General features: G+C 57.6%; 13 protein-coding genes. 6 read left to right on the forward strand and 7 right to left on the reverse strand.

All coding sequences use genetic code 11. The features are described from left to right. Nucleotides 1-66: 66 nt before the first annotated feature. Together AC0V61_RS04415 and hppD are read right to left on the reverse strand one after the other, a co-directional pair. Nucleotides 67-627, reverse strand: a complete 561-nt coding sequence (locus tag AC0V61_RS04415) for a VOC family protein (RefSeq protein ID WP_486156060.1) — start codon at nucleotides 625-627, stop codon at nucleotides 67-69. Next, entirely contained in the window at nucleotides 624-1,733 is a 1,110-nt protein-coding gene (gene hppD, locus AC0V61_RS04420) for a 4-hydroxyphenylpyruvate dioxygenase (protein WP_486156061.1), read from the reverse strand. Before hppD ends, AC0V61_RS04415 begins: the two co-directional genes overlap by 4 nt. Nucleotides 1,734-1,880: 147 nt before the next feature. Between hppD and AC0V61_RS04425 the strand changes: the two genes are divergently transcribed. Together AC0V61_RS04425 and AC0V61_RS04430 are read left to right on the forward strand one after the other, a co-directional pair. Further along, on the forward strand, nucleotides 1,881-2,417 hold the full coding sequence (locus AC0V61_RS04425) for a VOC family protein (protein ID WP_486156062.1): 537 nt from the start codon (nucleotides 1,881-1,883) through the stop codon (nucleotides 2,415-2,417). Continuing rightward, nucleotides 2,417-3,061: a carboxymuconolactone decarboxylase family protein gene (locus AC0V61_RS04430; protein ID WP_486156063.1), complete on the forward strand. Its 645-nt coding sequence runs from the start codon at nucleotides 2,417-2,419 to the stop codon at nucleotides 3,059-3,061. Before AC0V61_RS04425 ends, AC0V61_RS04430 begins: the two co-directional genes overlap by 1 nt. On the opposite strand, the gene AC0V61_RS04435 is transcribed toward AC0V61_RS04430, so the two are convergent. Together AC0V61_RS04435 and AC0V61_RS04440 are read right to left on the reverse strand one after the other, a co-directional pair. Continuing rightward, nucleotides 3,058-4,596, reverse strand: coding sequence for an acetyl-CoA acetyltransferase (locus AC0V61_RS04435; RefSeq protein WP_486156064.1), 1,539 nt, complete (start codon nucleotides 4,594-4,596; stop codon nucleotides 3,058-3,060). The genes AC0V61_RS04430 and AC0V61_RS04435 overlap by 4 nt on opposite strands. A 12-nt stretch (nucleotides 4,597-4,608) precedes the next feature. Continuing rightward, on the reverse strand, nucleotides 4,609-5,877 hold the full coding sequence (locus tag AC0V61_RS04440) for an acetyl-CoA C-acetyltransferase (RefSeq protein WP_486156065.1): 1,269 nt from the start codon (nucleotides 5,875-5,877) through the stop codon (nucleotides 4,609-4,611). Between the two features lie 125 nt (nucleotides 5,878-6,002). On the opposite strand from AC0V61_RS04440, the gene AC0V61_RS04445 reads away from it, so the two are divergent. Together AC0V61_RS04445 and AC0V61_RS04450 are read left to right on the forward strand one after the other, a co-directional pair. Further along, the gene (locus AC0V61_RS04445; RefSeq protein WP_486156066.1) at nucleotides 6,003-6,764 is read left to right on the forward strand and encodes a crotonase/enoyl-CoA hydratase family protein; all 762 of its coding nucleotides are present in this window, start codon (nucleotides 6,003-6,005) and stop codon (nucleotides 6,762-6,764) included. A 66-nt stretch (nucleotides 6,765-6,830) separates the two neighbouring features. Then, the gene (locus AC0V61_RS04450) at nucleotides 6,831-7,994 is read left to right on the forward strand and encodes an acyl-CoA dehydrogenase family protein (protein WP_486156067.1); all 1,164 of its coding nucleotides are present in this window, start codon (nucleotides 6,831-6,833) and stop codon (nucleotides 7,992-7,994) included. An 87-nt stretch (nucleotides 7,995-8,081) separates the two neighbouring features. Here AC0V61_RS04450 and AC0V61_RS04455 read toward each other — a convergent pair whose 3' ends face one another. Both AC0V61_RS04455 and AC0V61_RS04460 read right to left on the reverse strand, forming a co-directional pair. Continuing rightward, entirely contained in the window at nucleotides 8,082-10,649 is a 2,568-nt protein-coding gene (locus AC0V61_RS04455) for a TonB-dependent receptor (protein WP_486156068.1), read from the reverse strand. Between the two features lie 210 nt (nucleotides 10,650-10,859). Continuing rightward, complete coding sequence (locus tag AC0V61_RS04460) at nucleotides 10,860-12,875, reverse strand: TonB-dependent receptor plug domain-containing protein (protein ID WP_486156069.1); 2,016 nt, start codon at nucleotides 12,873-12,875, stop codon at nucleotides 10,860-10,862. 124 nt (nucleotides 12,876-12,999) lie between these two features. Here AC0V61_RS04460 and AC0V61_RS04465 point away from each other — a divergent pair, with 124 nt between their 5' ends. Further along, nucleotides 13,000-14,511, forward strand: coding sequence for a flavin-containing monooxygenase (locus AC0V61_RS04465; RefSeq protein ID WP_486156070.1), 1,512 nt, complete (start codon nucleotides 13,000-13,002; stop codon nucleotides 14,509-14,511). Between the two features lie 45 nt (nucleotides 14,512-14,556). Continuing rightward, nucleotides 14,557-15,333 carry a competence/damage-inducible protein A gene (locus AC0V61_RS04470; RefSeq protein WP_486156071.1) on the forward strand — a complete coding sequence of 259 codons (777 nt, stop codon included), beginning with the start codon at nucleotides 14,557-14,559 and terminating at the stop codon, nucleotides 15,331-15,333. Nucleotides 15,334-15,342: 9 nt separating this feature from the next. Here AC0V61_RS04470 and AC0V61_RS04475 read toward each other — a convergent pair whose 3' ends face one another. Next, nucleotides 15,343-16,302: a dienelactone hydrolase family protein gene (locus AC0V61_RS04475; protein ID WP_486156072.1), complete on the reverse strand. Its 960-nt coding sequence runs from the start codon at nucleotides 16,300-16,302 to the stop codon at nucleotides 15,343-15,345. Nucleotides 16,303-16,307: the final 5 nt, after the last annotated feature.

Below are 16,307 nucleotides of genomic sequence, written 5' to 3' on the forward strand. Positions count from 1 at the left end.
CACAAACCAAAAGGGGCGCGAGGGTTATCCCTCGCGCCCCTTTTCTTTGGTCTGGTGAGGCCGCACTTACGCGTTGCCATGCTCTTTGCGGGCGATCTCATGCAGCCAATCAGCATGATTTGGCGCGGTCTTTGTTTCGCTCCATTCGTCGAGCATTACTGGGGCAACGCGTTTGAGTTCGGCGTATTGCTCGTCCGTGCCAATGTCGGTGGCAAGTTCGACGCGGTGACCATTGGGGTCAAAGAAATAAATCGACTTGAAGATGCCGTGATGGGTGGGCCCAAGCACATCAATGCCTTCGCTTTCAATGTGCGCTTTGGCGGCTAGCAGCTCTTCCTCTGAGCCAACTTTGAACGCGAAGTGTTGCACCCATGCTGGCGTGTTCTCATCGCGGCCCATTTCGGGCTGATTGGGAAGCTCGAAGAAGGCAAGGATATTGCCATTCCCTGCGTCCAGGAAGACGTGCATGTACGGGTCATAGTCGCCGGTTGAGGGCACATGATCCTCGGCAAAAGCGGTGGTGTACTCCATGCCGAGAACGCGGGAATACCACTCGACGGTTTCCTTGGCGTCCTTGCACCGCAAAGCCGTATGGTGGACGCCGCCTAGTTTGACGGGATGGCTCATTCAGAAGCCTCCAAGACACCGCGCGCAATCTGATCGCGCTCAATGCTTTCGAACAGCGCCTTGAAGTTGCCCTCACCAAAGCCGTCTTTGTAATCGCCCACGCGCTGGATGAACTCGAAGAACACAGGACCAATACGCGGTTCTGCGAAGATCTGAAGCAGTAGACGCGGTGCGCCGCCTTCGGTGGTGCCGTCGAGCAGAATGCCGCGCGATTTGAGCTCACCTTCGTCTTGCCCGTGGCCGGGAAGGCGTTCTGACAGCATCTCGTAGTAGGTCTCTGGCGGCGCGGTCATGAACGGCACGTCGAGCTTCTTGAGGCGGTCCCAAGCGGCCACAATGTCATCGCAGATGAGCGCGATGTGCTGGATGCCTTCGCCGTTGTATTCGCGCAGGTACTCCTCGATCTGACCCTTGCCGTTCTCGCCCTCTTCGTTGAGCGGGATGCGGATCTTTCCGTCAGGTGCGGTGAGCGCTTTAGAGGTGAGGCCGGTGTATTCGCCTTTGATGTCGAAATAGCGGATTTCCTGGAAGTTGAAGAGCTTCTCATAAAAGTCCGCCCAATAGGCCATGCGCCCGCCGTAGACGTTGTGGGTGAGGTGATCGATCAGTTGGAAGCCGCAGCCCTCTGGGTGACGGTCAACGCCGGGCAGATACTCAAAATCGATGTCATAGATCGACAGGCCCTCGCCCTCTTCGCTCGCATAGCGATCAACGAAGTAGAGGATCGAGCCGCCGATGCCGCGAATGGCCGGAATGCTGAGCTCCATTGGGCCAGGCGCATTGGCGACAGGCTCTGCGCCTTGTTCAAGGACATGATCGTAAGCTTTGGCCGCATCGCGCACGCGGAAGGCCATGCCGCAGGCGCCGGGGCCGTGTTCGCGCGCGAAGTACCAAGCGGCAGACTTTGGCTCATAGTTCACCACCAAATTGATCCCGCCCTGACGCCATAAGGCCACATCTTTCGAGCGGTGGTTTGCGATGTGAGTGAAGCCCATGCTTTCAAAAACCGGCTCCAGCATGCCTTTCTCAGGCGCGGAGAATTCGACGAATTCAAAGCCGTCGAGGCCAGCGGGGTTTTCGAACAGATCACCGGGATGAACAGTCATGAGGCGGATACCTTACGTCAAAGAGAAGATAGTTTCGTTTGAAACTATCTAGTCCAACATGGCCCATTTGTCAAAGGGCACCTGCTCCAAAACCGCATTGAACGCCCCGCCCTTTGGGTGCAGGATCGCGCCTGAGAGGGAAGAGACATGATCAAGACCAAGGGAATCAACCACATCGCGCTGGTGTGCCGCGATATGGAGGAGACGGTGACATTCTATGAGCAGGTGCTGGGCATGCCGCTGTTCAAGACGGTGGAGCTGCCGGATGGTGGCCAACACTTCTTCTTCGATTGCGGCGGCGGCAATGCGGTGGCGTTCTTCTGGTGGGCCGATGGACCGCCCGCAGCCCCCGGTATCGCATCGGTGAAATCCTTCCCCCTCGATTCAAAAACCGCCGTTGGCTCGATGAACCACCTCGCCTTCGATATGGAGGAAAGCGAGCTTGAGGCAGCGCTTGACCGGCTGCAAGAGGCAGGGGTTGAACACACCCATGCCGTCATCAATCACGATGACAGCAAGATGGGTATGAGCGCAAGCTTGCACGAAGGTGTCTTTGTTCGCAGCGTCTATTTCACCGATCCCAATGGTATCATGATGGAGTTCGCCGCGACCACTAAGACCTTCGGACCCGAAGATATCGCGCACAAGCCCGCGACCGCCGCCGACCGAGTGGAGGCCTCCTGATGCCGCGCCTCAAGCAAGTCCCCAAGGCCGAAGCTGACGCTCGCATCCTTCCGCTTTACCACCTGCTGTTTGGAGAACGCGACCCTGTCGCTGAACCGGGCACCGCCACAGGCACATCCGGCGATTGGTGGACGGTCTTTGCCAATTCTCCCGAGGCGCTGGCTCACGCCGCACAAGGCTTTGGCTATTACCGCTCTCCAAACCGCAAACTCGACCCCATTTTGCGCGAGCTGGGTCAGACGTGGGCGGGCTGGGCGACCGGAAGCCAGTTTGTCTTCTCACAACATTGCAAATCGCTTCGCGGGCTTGCCTATCCCGAAGAGAAGATCGAGGCCCTCCCCACTTGGCAAACCGCCGCCTGCTACACCGCGAAAGAGCGGCTTGTGCTCGCCTATGCTGACAGGCTCGTCATGCACCAGGGCCGCGTCCCAGACCCTCTGTTCGACGCGCTCAAGGCTGAGTTCTCCGATGAAGAGATCATGGAGCTGACTTACACGACAACCATGTACCTCATGCACGCCGTGATGAGCCGGGCTCTGCGCACAGAGTTTGACGACCGCGATGACGCAGTCACCGAAGTGGCCGCGCCCGAAGGTTTTGATGCGCTCGATTTCCTAGGCGGGAACCGCGAGGATAAGGATTAAGCGACCCGCCCGACGAAACGCCCTTTGTCGTCGCGCGTCACCGAAAGCTTCGCGCCAAACGGCATGCCGCCTTCGAACAGCGCAGCGGTTGCCTCATGGCTTAAATCCGCATTGCCCGCGACCCGCTCTCCATCAGGATTGCGTCCGATAAAGACAGCCACGTCGCCCTTTTTGTTGCGGTTGATCGTGTAGGTTTCGACCACTGCTTCGGCATAGTCACCCTTGCACACAGGCACCGCATTGGTTGCCTTTTCAAGCTTTGCCACGCGCGCAGATGCGTCTGACCAATCGGCAGGCTGCGTCGAGTAAATCCCGGTTGAAAACTTGCTCATCCACCCGCCATTGGCGCCGACCAATGCGGTCTTGCCGGGCGCTGCACGCACACGCGCCACCGCTTCGGCAATCGCGTGGGCGGAATAGTTGTTTCCAGCACCGCCAAAGAACGGCAATCCGCCTGTCAGCGTGAGACCACGGCTGTCATCCACGGCCAGACCAAAATGGTCGCATTGGTTGAATACGGGGATCGCAAAGCAGGAATAGAAATCGATGATATCGACATCATCAAAGCTCTTCCCCGCCATGGTAAGCGCCGCCTCGACACTGGCGATGGAGGCAGGATTACCCTCAAGCTCAGGCCGTTTGATAAGCTTTAGCTCGCTTGCCGAAGTGATGGAGTGGATGTGCACCCATTTGTCTTGCGGAACGCCAAGCTCGCGCGCCTTTGCCGCGCTTGCCACGATGATCGCAGCGGCTTGGTTCACCTGATCGCGCGCAACGGTCATGCGGGTGTAGGGTTCGGCCACAATCCGGTTACGCTCGGTAACCGCTGCCAGTTCCTCAGCGCTGCGTTCAACAGGCGCTGCGGAATGGGGATTGCTTGCCGCAACGCGCGTAAAGGGTTCAAACAGCTCACCGATTTTGAGCCGGTATTCCTCAAGCGAGAGGCCAAGCTTTGCCCGCCGCGCATTTTCTGCCAGCGCATAAAGGGGGATGGCCCCGGTCGCGCCATGGGCGAACAGTTCCATCTCCATCAAATCTTCAACGCCAAGCCCGCGGTCCTCATGGGTCCCGCCGTGGGTTTCCGACCAATCGGGTGCCTCACCTTTGGCCGCCAGCGCAAGCGCAGTGGAGATTGCTTCTGACCCAACAATCGCAGCGCAGTGGCTGCGCCCTTCGGCAATATCGGCGGCAAATTCGCCCAGCATCTGCTGGTTGGTTTGCCCGCCCGTGGGGGAGAGGATCAGCCGCTCAGGCGATGCCCCAACCCGCGAGGCGAATGCCGCCGGGATGTTGTCGGGCGCACCAAAAGGCGGCTTTCGGTCAGCGCGCGACATTTCAAACGCGCGGATGACAGCGAGAGTGTCGATGGCGCCCGCCACAGCGCCATCGGCATTCGCCGCACCGCTATCAGTGATCGCCTCAGCCAGCGCCCGGCCGCCCAAATCCGCATAGGAAAGGGGCGTATAATCCGGGTCAGTGACCTTGTGCGAAAACTGGCCGACGCCGATGATGACCGGCGTGTTGTCAGCGATCATTGCAATGCGCCTTTAGTCTACGAAGTCTTCGACACGCTCAACGATGATCGCAGGGGCCATACCGCCCGCTGCACACATGGTGACAAGACCATAGCGACCCTCGCGGCGCTCAAGCTCGTCAACGATGGTACCGATCAAGATCGAACCGGTCGCACCGATTGGGTGACCCAAAGCGATAGAACCACCGTTCACGTTCACTTTGTCCCAACCAAGGTCGAGGTCTTTCATGAACTTGGCTGTCACAACCGCGAACGCTTCGTTGATTTCGAACAGGTCGATATCGTCGGTGGTAAGACCCGCTTTTTCGAGCACTTTCTTGGCGGCCGGAACCGGCGCGTTCAGCATGAGTGTTGGGCAATCGCCTTGGTTGGCGGTTGCAACAACGCGGGCGCGCGGCTTGAGGCCATTGGCTTCGCAATATTCTTTAGAGCAGACCAGCACAGCTGCCGCGCCGTCAACAACGCCCGATGAGTTGCCCGGACCGTGGAAGTGCTTGACCTCAACATCGGGGTATTTCTGATTGATCATGCCAACAAAGGTTGGCTTGCCCTCGCCCATCGACATGCCGGCCATTTTCTCAAATGACGCTGGCAATCCGCCCAGAATTTCCATCGTCGTGCCGGGCTTTGGAAACTCTTCCTTGTCGAGAATGACATTGCCGTCATCATCGAGCACGGGGACGAGTGACTTGTCAAAGCGCCCTTCCTCGATCGCGCGCGCGGCGTTCTCTTGACTTTTGAAAGCCACCATATCGAGCTCTTCGCGGGTGAAGCCTTCAATAGTGGCAATCGCATCGCCGCAAATGCCTTGCTGCGTTTGAGGATGGGTTTTGGCGAGGCGTTCATTGCCGCTGCCCATGCCAAGCGGCATGATGCCTGCTTGCATCTTTTCCTGCATCATCGAGGAGGTAAGGCTCATCATCTCTGTGCCGCCAGCCACAACGCAGTCTTCCATGCCGCTCATGATAAGCGCGGCAGCGAGGTTCACCGACGTGATGCCGCCGCCGCAGAAACGGTCGAGGGTCATGCCAGAAGAGGTGACGTCATAGCCCGCATCAAGCGCCGCCATGCGGCCCATGTCCCCGCCTTGCTTGCCTTCTTGTGAAGAGGTGGACCAAACCACATCGCCGACGGTTGATGTGTCGAGGCTGTTACGCTCGGCAATCGCTTTGAGGCACGTCGCGGCGAGATGCTGTGGGTGTTCCCCTGCAAGCGCGCCTTTGCCAACTTTACCAATGCCGCGCGGGGTGCGCACTGCGTCTACGATATATGCCTCTGCCATGATCTCTCTTCCCTCGAACTCGTTTTTATCGAAAATGCGGTTGACGGGTGCGTAAAGCGTCTGCACTCCATACACAAGAATTGAGTTTCAATTTGAAATCTCAGAATTGATAGGGAGAGCTCCTGATGAGCGAAGAAGTTCTAACACAGGTCGAAGACGGCGTTCTGATCGTCACGATCAACCGTCCAGAGGCGAAAAACGCCATGACCAAGGCGGCATCCGAAGCGATTGCGGCGGCAATGGACCGTTTGGACGAAGAGGACGATCTTCGCGTCGGCATTTTGACCGGTGCTGGCGGGACTTTCTGTTCAGGGATGGACCTTAAAGGCTTCCTTCGAGGGGAAAGCCCGAGCGTTCCCGGCCGTGGTTTTGGCGGCGTTGTGCAGGCGCCTCCTGCCAAGCCTTTGATCGCAGCGGTCGAAGGCTATGCGCTGGCTGGCGGACTTGAGCTGATGATTGCGTGTGACCTTGTGGTTGCTTCGGCAGGCGCGAAATTCGGCATCCCCGAGGCGAAACGCGGTCTTGTGGCGGCTGCTGGCGGCGTGATGATGCTGCCTGACCAAATTCCTGAGCGGGTGGCGATGGAGCTGGCGCTGACGGGCGACTTTATCGATGCGCCGCGTGCTTATGAGCTTGGCCTCATCAACACCGTGACCGAAGGGTCTGCGCTTGAAGGCGCGAAAGCGCTCGCAGCGAAGATCGCGGCCAACGGCCCACTTGCGGTCAAGGTCTCCAAGCAGATTATGAAAGAGTCGCGCGCATGGCCAATGGATGAGCGTTACGACCGCCAAGGCAAGCTCATCGCGCCTGTGTTCGTGTCAGAAGACGCGCGCGAAGGTGCAGCCGCTTTTGCAGAGAAACGCGCGCCCAATTGGAAGGGCAAGTGATTTGACGAGCGGGACGTCTTTTTGCGGCGTCCCCTCGTAACTAACGTGGGATTATAGGAGAGAGATATGCCCGTCATTGACGTGCCGCAGCCCGAATTCATGGAAGACGAAGAAATTTCGATCTTCGCAGATGCCGTGGGCAAATTTTATCAGCAACACGCCCCTCAAAAACGCGTCCAGAAATGGCGCGATGAGGGTCAGGTGGAACGCGAGTTTTGGAACGAGGCGGGCCAAGCGGGCCTTCTCGGCGTTTCGGTTCCCGAAGCCTATGGCGGCCACGGCGGTGACTTTCGCCACGACATGGTTGTGATCGACCAACAATCAAAGCACGATGTCGATGGCTTTGCAGCATCGCTGCACAACACCATCATCCTGCCCTATCTCGTCCGTCACGGAACCGAAGAGCAAAAGCAAAAGTACCTGCCAAAGCTCGTGACCGGTGAGCTGGTCAGCGCGATTGCCATGACAGAGCCGGGCGTAGGCTCCGACCTTCAGTCGATCACCACCACCGCTCTTAAAGACGGCAATGGCTACCGCATCAACGGGGCGAAAACCTACATCTCCAACGGTCAGACCGCGGACTTCATTGTCGTTGTGGCAAAGACTGACCCGAACGAACGGGCCAAGGGGATCTCCTTGATGCTGCTCGAAACCGAAGGTGCCGAAGGGTTTGAGCGAGGCAAGAAACTCGACAAGATCGGGATGGATGCAGCCGACACCTCAGAGCTGTTCTTCGACAATGTTTTTGTGCCAGCTGAAAACGTGCTTGGCGGCGTTGAAGGCAAAGGCTTTTACCAGCTGATGGGCGAGCTTCCGCAAGAACGCCTTGTGATTGCTATGGGCGCTTGCACCGGTATCGAAAAAGCGCTCGACACCACCATCGACTACGTCAAATCGCGCAAGGCGTTCGGGCAAACCATCTGGGATTTCCAGAACACGCAATTCGTGCTCGCCGACCTCAAAGCGCGCGGCACTGCTGCGCGGGTGTTCGTCAATGATTGCATCGCGAAACTGCTCAAAGGCGAGCTTGATGTCGCAACCGCGTCGATGGCGAAATATTGGTGCACCGAGCTCCAAGGTGAGACCGTTGACAAGTGCCTGCAGCTGCACGGCGGTGCTGGCTATATCAACGAATACCCCATCGCCAAAATGTACCGCGACAGCCGCATCACGCGGATCTTTGGCGGTTCGAATGAGGTCATGAAAATGCTAATCGCGCGGTCGATGTAACCACACCCGCCGCCTCACAAGCAAACAAACAAAAAGGCCCGCCCGGTTTCCCGAGCGGGCCTTTTTCTGTTCAGACCTTAAGAAGTTTTAGAACTTCGTGCGGATCGTCGCGCCGTAAGTGCGTGGCTCGAGCGTGAAGCTTGAGCGCGCATTGATCGCGCCGGTCCCGCGAAGAACGTTGTTGAAGGTCACGCCCCGTGTGATCTCATTCGTGAGGTTAAGGACGTAGAATTCAAGCGAAATGCGTTCATCAAAGGTGCGAATACCAGCACGCAGATTGATCTTGATGTTCGAGTCTTGAACATCAGCCACAATCAGCGGCGCTGCATCAATCGCAGCCTGCGTGTCAGCGACGGTGGCCCCTTGTCCAGGCGGTACAATCGCCTGTGTCGAGGTGCGCTCATCCGACACCATGCGCACTTGACCGGCTGCAAAGAATTCGAGGGTATCGCTGAGTTCTGTTTCATACAGAGCCCCGGCAATCGCCGTGATTTCCGCTGCATTGGTGAGGTCATTGCCGCAAAGCGACAGGACCGTCACGCTGGTCAGGTCGCCAGCACAATCATCAGGATAACGCGCATCCAGGATCGTCGCACCAAGGTTGAAGGTCCAATTGTCGTTAGGACGGATAACGCTTTCAATCTCCACACCCGTGGTCAGCGCCTCGGGCACATTGAAGGATTCAAACGCAGCTCCGGTGAATTCCAGCACCTGGAAGTTTGAAAACTCCTGGTGGAAGGCTGCGATGTTCAAGGTCACAGCGTCATCAAGGAAGCGCCCTTTCATACCAATTTCATAGGCATCGACCTCTTCCGACAGGAAGGTCGGGTCTGCACCAAGCACGCCTGCGGTGGTATCAAGGTTGATACCGCCAGCCTTAATGCCGTGCGTGAAGCTGGCATAGGTGCTGATATCTGGCGTGATTTCGTAGCCCAATTTGACCGTGTAGATGAGTTCGTCATCGTTGAAGTCGGCCTGGAAGGTTTGCGGCAGCGGGAGAACCGCTGAGGCTGGAAGATCGGCAGGGGCGGTAAAGCCAAAACAGCCGGTTCCCAATGCGAGCGGTGCAAGCGGCCCCAACGCGCCCGGAATTGAGCCATTGAGGAAGCCAGGAACGAGCGCGTTACACACGTTATTGGTGTTTGCGACCTGCGCAAAACCGCCCGATTTGCTTTCATCGGTGTAGCGAAGGCCAACCGTGAACTCGAGCCCATCGGTCACCTCGAACGTGTTGTGCGTAAAGACCGACCAACTTTCCGCTGCTTGGGTGAAGCGGTTTGTGCTGGACGAGCCATTTGGATCAAAGCCAGTGAGCGCGGTCAACGGATTGGCGCCAAGCGTCCCCAAAGTGGCACCGCCCGACAGCCCTGCGAACAAGGCACCGATATATTCGCCATAATCTTGTCCAAGGAAGAACGAGTTGTTCGCCTCGATCTGTTCATCGGAATAATAGCCACCAACAAGCCAGTTCAAGCGGCCATCAGCCGCCTCACCTTGAAAGCGCAATTCAGCGGTGAACGTTTCGATTTCGGTCAACAGCTCCACGTTGAAAACATCAACCGCAGAGAAGTCTGAATCATAGAATTCTTCAGCGTCAAATTTGCGGTAAGATGCAATGAAGATCGCTTCTGCATTGTCGCCAATGGGATGCTCGAATTCGCCAAGGATGCCCCAGTTATCGACGTCTGCCACAGGCGCAAAGCTGGCTGCCACCGCGCGGCCTTGTGCAGCTTCGTCAAATCCTGCCTGATCAAACGGGCTGGTTGCAAAGTTTGCTAAAGGTTGACCACCGTTTCCGGGAAGACCAACCGCTGCGTAGAACGGAGCGATCGGTGTTTCGAACACTTGCGTTGCGACGCCCGCGCTCGATTGGTTGTTGGAATAATCACCGATGATACGGCCTCTAAATCCGCTGTCAGTTTCCCAACCGATCTGACCGCGAACAAGATAACGATCTGTATCATTGGTGTCGTCAAACTGGGTGCCGGTCGCATCGACCACTGCAATCGCGCCGTCACGCTTGCGATAGGCACCAGTGAGGCGCAGCGCGAGCGTATCCTCAACCAGTGGCAGGTTCACCGCGCCTTGAAGGGCGATTTCATCAAACCGGCCATAGGTCGCATTGGCAAAGCCGCCAAATTCGCTGAGGTCAGGCCGAACGGTGGTGATGTTGAGCGCGCCAGCAGATGTGTTGCGACCAAACAGCGTCCCTTGGGGCCCGCGCAAAACCTCAACCCGCTCAATGTCGACAAATTCGCCAAGAGCAACGCCGGGACGCGATTGATAGGCACCGTCGATGAAGATGCCGACGGCTGATTCAAACCCAATGTTGTTAGAGGTTGTGCCGACACCGCGAACACGCAGCACGACCGAGCCTGCTGCTGTTTGCGCAGTCGTGCTCGAGAAGCTTGGCGCAACCGCTGTCACATCGCGGATCTCATTCACGCCCTGCCGCTCAAGTTGGGCCGGGCCGACCGCTGTCACAGCCAGCGGGATATCTTGCACGTCTTGTGCCCGCCGCGTTGCGGTCACAATAATCACATTGTCATTGGTTTCGGGCGCTTCGACTTCTTCGCCGTCTTGCGCCATTGCAGGGGCAGTAAACGCGCTGCAAGCCATAAGGCCTGCAGCGTAAGTTGCGAACTTACGCGTCATATTTTCTCTCCACTTCCATCCGGGATGTTCCCAAGACGGTTCTCCACTCTTCAAACTATCAGGGGTTTTCTGCGTGCCAAGGGACCTTAGCAAGTTCTCACACACATGATGCAAATATGCCACAAGTTGTGCTGCAACGCAGCAATTGTGCGGTGAGCTTGATCTGTGGCAAATAATGTTTCGGTGTCGCCGTCCACTTGCGCCCAACTGCTAGAGACCGACCCGAACCCCAAACCACAAGGTGTGCGGCACACCCAAATCAATCGCTCCGCCAGAATTGCGGGTCACGATTGTCTCATCGAACACGTTCTCTGCGCGGGCCACGAGCGAGACGGCATCACTCAAAGCGACCTGCGCAAACAGATTGAGCGTTGTCGCAGCTGGCAGAACGTCGGTTTCCTGGTCGTCTTCAAACTGAGAGCTCACATGGCGCAGCGTGCCAGCAAGGCGCGTGCCTTTGGTAGGCTCCCATGCAAGTGTGGCCGAGGCGGAGAAATCGGGCGTTTGCGGCGGCCTGTTGCCATCAAGCGCAATTGATGCGCCCTCACCATCAATCCTCGCATCAGTGTACGCAACCGATGCATCAAAGCTCACATCCCCAAGCCCAAAAGCAAGCGCGCCCTCGATCCCTTGCGCGTCAATTGCGGGCAGGTTCTGGCGTTGGCGCAGGTTGGGCTGCAAAGTGACATTGGCAATCGCATTCTTCACGCGGTTATCAAACGCTGTGACAGAAAGCGAAGCATTGCGAGAGGGCTGCCAATCAAGCCCCAGTTCAAACCCTTCGAGGCGCTCATTCTCAAGCGCTGCGTTCGCTTGGGTTACGACCGGAAAGACGACAAAGGGCCTGTAGAGCTCATTAAGGGTGGGCAGCCGTAATCCGGTATAGGCAGCGCCGCGAAGGTTCACGCCCCGGCCTGCATTGATCGTAGCGCCCGCTCGCCAACTCACCGCCCAGTCAGAGCGGTCAGGTGCAATCGTCTCGCTCACCAGATTTGCATTGGCATCAACGGCTCGGAAAAAACCATCCTCAATGCTTGTGTGATCAGCGCGAAGGCCACCGGTCAGAACAAGCGGACCAATCGACCAGTCATCTTCGATGAAGAAACCAAGATTGCTGTTCACCCCGCCCGCACGGCGGCTTTCGCGCAAATTGCCGGTGAAGGCGCTGAACGCGTCTTCCTGAAGTTCGCCATCGGCCCGTCGGTAATCGGCCCCGATCCTCAAATCATGCCCCTCTGCAACCGGTGGGCGAAGCTCAATTTTGCCGCCGAGCCCTGTCGAGGGCGTGTTGCGTTGGTCGAGCACCTTTACAAAGCGGGTTGAGCTGATGATCACATTGTTGAAATTGCGCGCCTGGACATATCCCAGCACGTCAAACTGCCATTCCCCGCGCCCGACAATGCGTAACGATGCATCTTGCCCACGATGATTGGAATCCGCACCCTCAAAGCGCAGCGTACGCCCATCGTCAAACGCGCTCACCCGTGCTTGAAGCTCAACATCGGGCGAAATCGGCGCGACCGCGCGCAGGCCCACTTGCCAGCTGTCAAAGGCCGCCCTCGCACTGGCAGGCACGCGTTGATTGTCAGGGGCGGTAAAGAACCCCTGCCCCCGATCCCAGCGCCCACTCACAACCGCAAATCCGCTGCCTAGCTCTTGTGCTATAACGCCGCTCGCCTCGGTCTCTTCGCGGTCATTGATAAGCAAGCTCGCCGCCGCGTTACCGATTGTGCCGGGCCCTGCACTCTCCAACTCAATCGTGCCCGCAAGCGCGCCTGCTCCAAACGGACCAGAGCCCCCGCCCCGCGTAACCCGAACGTTCGAAAGCGTATCGGGCGAAATCGAGGACAGCGGAATATATCCAAAGAACGGGTCTGCAATCGGCACCCCGTCAAGGAGCACCAACGCCCGGCTCGTCGCATTTCCGCCAAGCGCACGCAGCGTCACCCCTTGCGCGGTCGGGTTGGACGAACGGCTGTCAGAACGGCGAAATTGCTGAAACCCTGCGACATTGGCAAGGACATCTTCCAGCCTGCCTGACCCGGTGGAAACGATTGCCTCGCGGTCAATCTCGGTGGTCGAATAGATCGAATTGGAAAGCGACGGCTCAAGCCCCTCGCCGGTCACAACGATTGTGTCTTCTTCAAGCCCGTCCTGCGCCATCACAGAATAGGGAACACACAAAGCAATAAGCGAAGAGGCGGTCAGCCAAAAGGGGGTCTTCATAACGCCAGCGCCTAGCGTCTTCGCAAGGCAATGCGCAACCCAAAGTAAGTTGCTATTTGCAATCATGACTCGCTTTTCCTGCGGCTGTGTGCTTACCTTCGCGTCAACTGGAGAGAGAACAGACATGCTAGCGACACCACCCGACTTTGACGTCCTCATCGTAGGCGCAGGCATTTCCGGCATCGGCATGGCCGCGCACATGCAAATGAAAGCGCCAAATCATACCTTTGCGATTGTTGAGCAGCGTGAAAACCTGGGCGGCACATGGGACCTGTTTCGCTATCCCGGCATCCGCTCAGACAGCGATATGCACACATTGGGCTTCGACTTTGAGCCGTGGCGGCATGAGAAAAGCATCGCTGATGCGCCTGCTATTCTGGATTACCTCAACACAATTGTGGACGACCGCGGCATCCGCGAACGCATCCGCTTTGGCCATAAGGTCATCAGCGCCAATTTCCGCGAAGACGAGGCACGCTGGCACGTTGAGATGGAGCTTTCCGATGGCTCGCGCACGCTCCTCACCGCCAACTTCTTGTACCTTGGCAGCGGCTATTACGACTATGACGAACCGCATGATGCAGGCTTTGAACTGGGCGAATTTGAAGGCCAGGTGATCCACCCGCAATTCTGGCCCGAGGACTTGGACTACACCGGCAAGAAGGTCGTCGTAATTGGCTCTGGCGCAACGGCGGTGACCATCGTGCCGTCGATGTCGGACAAGGCTGAGAAAGTGACCATGCTCCAGCGCACGCCCACTTGGATGTTTGCGCGCCCTGCAAAGGATGGCTTTGCCAATTTCCTGCGCAAAGTGCTTCCCGACGAGCTCGCGTACAAAATCACCCGGTTCAAGAACATTAAGATGCAAGACATCGCGTTCAAGACCGCACGCAACAAGCCGGAAAAGGTCAAGAAAGCGCTCTATAAGGGCATCGAAAAAGCGCTTGGTCCGGGCTATGACAAAGACACTTTCACCCCGCCCTACAATCCGTGGGAGCAACGCTTGTGCCTTGTGCCTGATGATGATCTGTTCGAAGCGATGAAAGCGGGCAAGGCCGAGGTTGTGACAGACCACATCGCTGGATTTGAGAAGAACGGTATTCGTCTGAAATCAGGCGAGCTTCTCGAAGCCGACATCATCGTCACCGCCACCGGGCTCAAGCTCGCGATTGCGGGCAAGATCGCGGTGAGCGTCAATGGCGAGGCGGTCGATTTCTCGCAGCGCTATTATTACAAAGGCTGCATGTATTCCAACCTGCCCAACCTTGCGGTGGTGTTCGGTTATATCAACGCAAGCTGGACTTTGCGGGTCGACATCAATTCCGACTACGTGTGCCGCGTGCTGAACAAAATGCGCGCCAAGGGTAAGACCATCGTCAACCCGGTCATGACGCCAGCGATGAATGCGAATATCGAGGACGAGGACATCTTTGGCGATTATTCGAGCGGCTATCTTGAACGCGGCAAAGGCATCAATCCCAAGAATGCGACCGAATATCCGTGGCGTCTCAATCAGGAATATGTGCTCGATAGGAAACGCATGGCGAGCGACCCGGTTGATGACGGCATTTTGATCTTCGGCAACCTGGGCGCGAATGCGCGCGGCGTTGAGGAACAGCTTGAGGCAGCTGAATAAAGAAAGAGGGCTTGCGCGCGGGGGAGTTTTGCTTACCTCAAACCCATGACCTCTTCTGAAAAAATCTGGCCAGAAAAAATTTGGACCGCGGGCCTCGTCATAATCGGTGATGAGATCCTGTCTGGTCGCACCCACGACAAGAACATCGGACAAATCGCAAGCTGGCTTCAAGTGCAGGGCATTCGCCTTGCCGAAGTGCGCGTGGTGGCCGATGATGAGGACAGGATTGTCGAGGCGGTGAACGCTTTGCGTGCTGACAACGACTACCTCTTCACCACTGGCGGTATCGGCCCGACCCACGATGACATCACCGTCGATGCAATTGCCAAGGCGCTTGGCGTTGAAGTAGTGATCCACCCCGAGGCACGCTCCATGTTGGAAGGGTATTATTCCAGCCGCGGTGGCCTCAACGAAGGGCGTCTTCGCATGGCCCGCGTGCCCGATGGCGCAGAGCTTATCCGGAACAAGAAATCGGGCGCACCCGGCATTCGCCACGGCAATATCTTCGTGATGGCGGGCGTGCCCCACATCACTGCTGGAATGCTGGATTCTCTCACCGGAGAGCTTGAAGGCGGCGCGCCGTTGCTCTCGGAAACGGTCGGATGTTGGACTGCGGAAAGCGAGATCGCCGACCTTCTTCGCGAAGTCGAGACGGCGCATGAAAACTGTCAGATCGGCTCCTACCCCTTCTTTCGCGAGGGCCGCGTGGGCGCGAACTTTGTGATCCGTTCAACCGATGCCGAGACCGTGAAGAGCGCGGTCGATACACTCACCGATGGGCTTGCGACCAATGGCTTGGACTTCACGCCCGGAGGAATCTAGGCGCGAGATTTAGAGCGCCCGTGCCCAAAACCCCAGCATATCATCGCGGAATTGATCGGCGAGGGTACCGCTTGATCCCAGTTTTGCGCCGGTCACCATAAAACCAGCTTTCGCGGCGTAGGCCATGAAATCGTGGTCAGTGCCATTTGGGGCTGCCTCGCCCGTGATCGGGTCAATGAAGCTTCCCGCATCATCGATATAGATCGTGGGTGCATGAGGCGCGACGGTGGCCGTGGGGAAATCTTCCATCCCTTGCCTGCGGTCATAGGAATGGTGCGCGCCTGCGTACATCTTGAAGCTCACGTTGCCCGAACTGGACAGCCGGATCGCCTGCGCATAGCCCTGCGCCTGCTGGGGTGAGCACCACTCGTCCTGTTCACCGATGACAATGCGTATGGTCACATCGCCAATATCGGGATTGAGGAATTGCTGGCCCGCCCAAGGGTACACGCCGTAAACCGCTTTGATAGCTTGCGCCTCGCCAAGGACGGCATTCTGCATCGCTTTCATGGCCGCCTGCACCACAGCAGCGCCGCCCCGGCTGTGCCCTTGCACACCGATGCGTGATGCATCCACTTCCGGGCGCGCAGCCATGGTTTTGACCGCCGCGAGCACGTCATAGGCGCTCGCCGCAAAAGAGAATTGCGTTTGATTGTCATAGGTCACATCGACCGAGCGCGCGCCGAAGGGATCGACGATGAAGGCGGCATAGCCTGCCCCGCACAACGTCTGCGTGTGCATCAAATGGCTCTGCGCCACCCCAACGCTTCCCGGCACAACGATCACGCAGGGCAGCGGCGAGCCGTCATGATCAGGCGGCAAAAACAGCTTCCCATCAATCGTGATCTTGGGGGCATCTGACCCATTTAGAATGTCATGAAAGTTCGCAGGATTTGCGCTCTCAAACTCAATCGCCTCACCAACAGCTCCATTAGCAAAGACGATTTCCCTCTCCAGAAATCTCTCCATAGTCT

This window comes from Erythrobacter sp. JB1-4 (genome assembly GCF_057365025.1).

Coding starts and splice junctions, on each gene's coding strand:
- AC0V61_RS04425 (WP_486156062.1), top strand. CDS start 1,881: ATGATCAAGACCAAGGGAATCAACCACATCGCGCTGGTGTGCCGCGAT.
- AC0V61_RS04460 (WP_486156069.1), bottom strand. CDS start 12,875: ATGAAGACCCCCTTTTGGCTGACCGCCTCTTCGCTTATTGCTTTGTGT.
- AC0V61_RS04450 (WP_486156067.1), top strand. CDS start 6,831: ATGCCCGTCATTGACGTGCCGCAGCCCGAATTCATGGAAGACGAAGAA.
- AC0V61_RS04445 (WP_486156066.1), top strand. CDS start 6,003: ATGAGCGAAGAAGTTCTAACACAGGTCGAAGACGGCGTTCTGATCGTC.
- AC0V61_RS04455 (WP_486156068.1), bottom strand. CDS start 10,649: ATGACGCGTAAGTTCGCAACTTACGCTGCAGGCCTTATGGCTTGCAGC.
- AC0V61_RS04440 (WP_486156065.1), bottom strand. CDS start 5,877: ATGGCAGAGGCATATATCGTAGACGCAGTGCGCACCCCGCGCGGCATT.
- AC0V61_RS04470 (WP_486156071.1), top strand. CDS start 14,557: ATGACCTCTTCTGAAAAAATCTGGCCAGAAAAAATTTGGACCGCGGGC.
- hppD (WP_486156061.1), bottom strand. CDS start 1,733: ATGACTGTTCATCCCGGTGATCTGTTCGAAAACCCCGCTGGCCTCGAC.
- AC0V61_RS04430 (WP_486156063.1), top strand. CDS start 2,417: ATGCCGCGCCTCAAGCAAGTCCCCAAGGCCGAAGCTGACGCTCGCATC.
- AC0V61_RS04415 (WP_486156060.1), bottom strand. CDS start 627: ATGAGCCATCCCGTCAAACTAGGCGGCGTCCACCATACGGCTTTGCGG.
- AC0V61_RS04475 (WP_486156072.1), bottom strand. CDS start 16,302: ATGGAGAGATTTCTGGAGAGGGAAATCGTCTTTGCTAATGGAGCTGTT.
- AC0V61_RS04435 (WP_486156064.1), bottom strand. CDS start 4,596: ATGATCGCTGACAACACGCCGGTCATCATCGGCGTCGGCCAGTTTTCG.
- AC0V61_RS04465 (WP_486156070.1), top strand. CDS start 13,000: ATGCTAGCGACACCACCCGACTTTGACGTCCTCATCGTAGGCGCAGGC.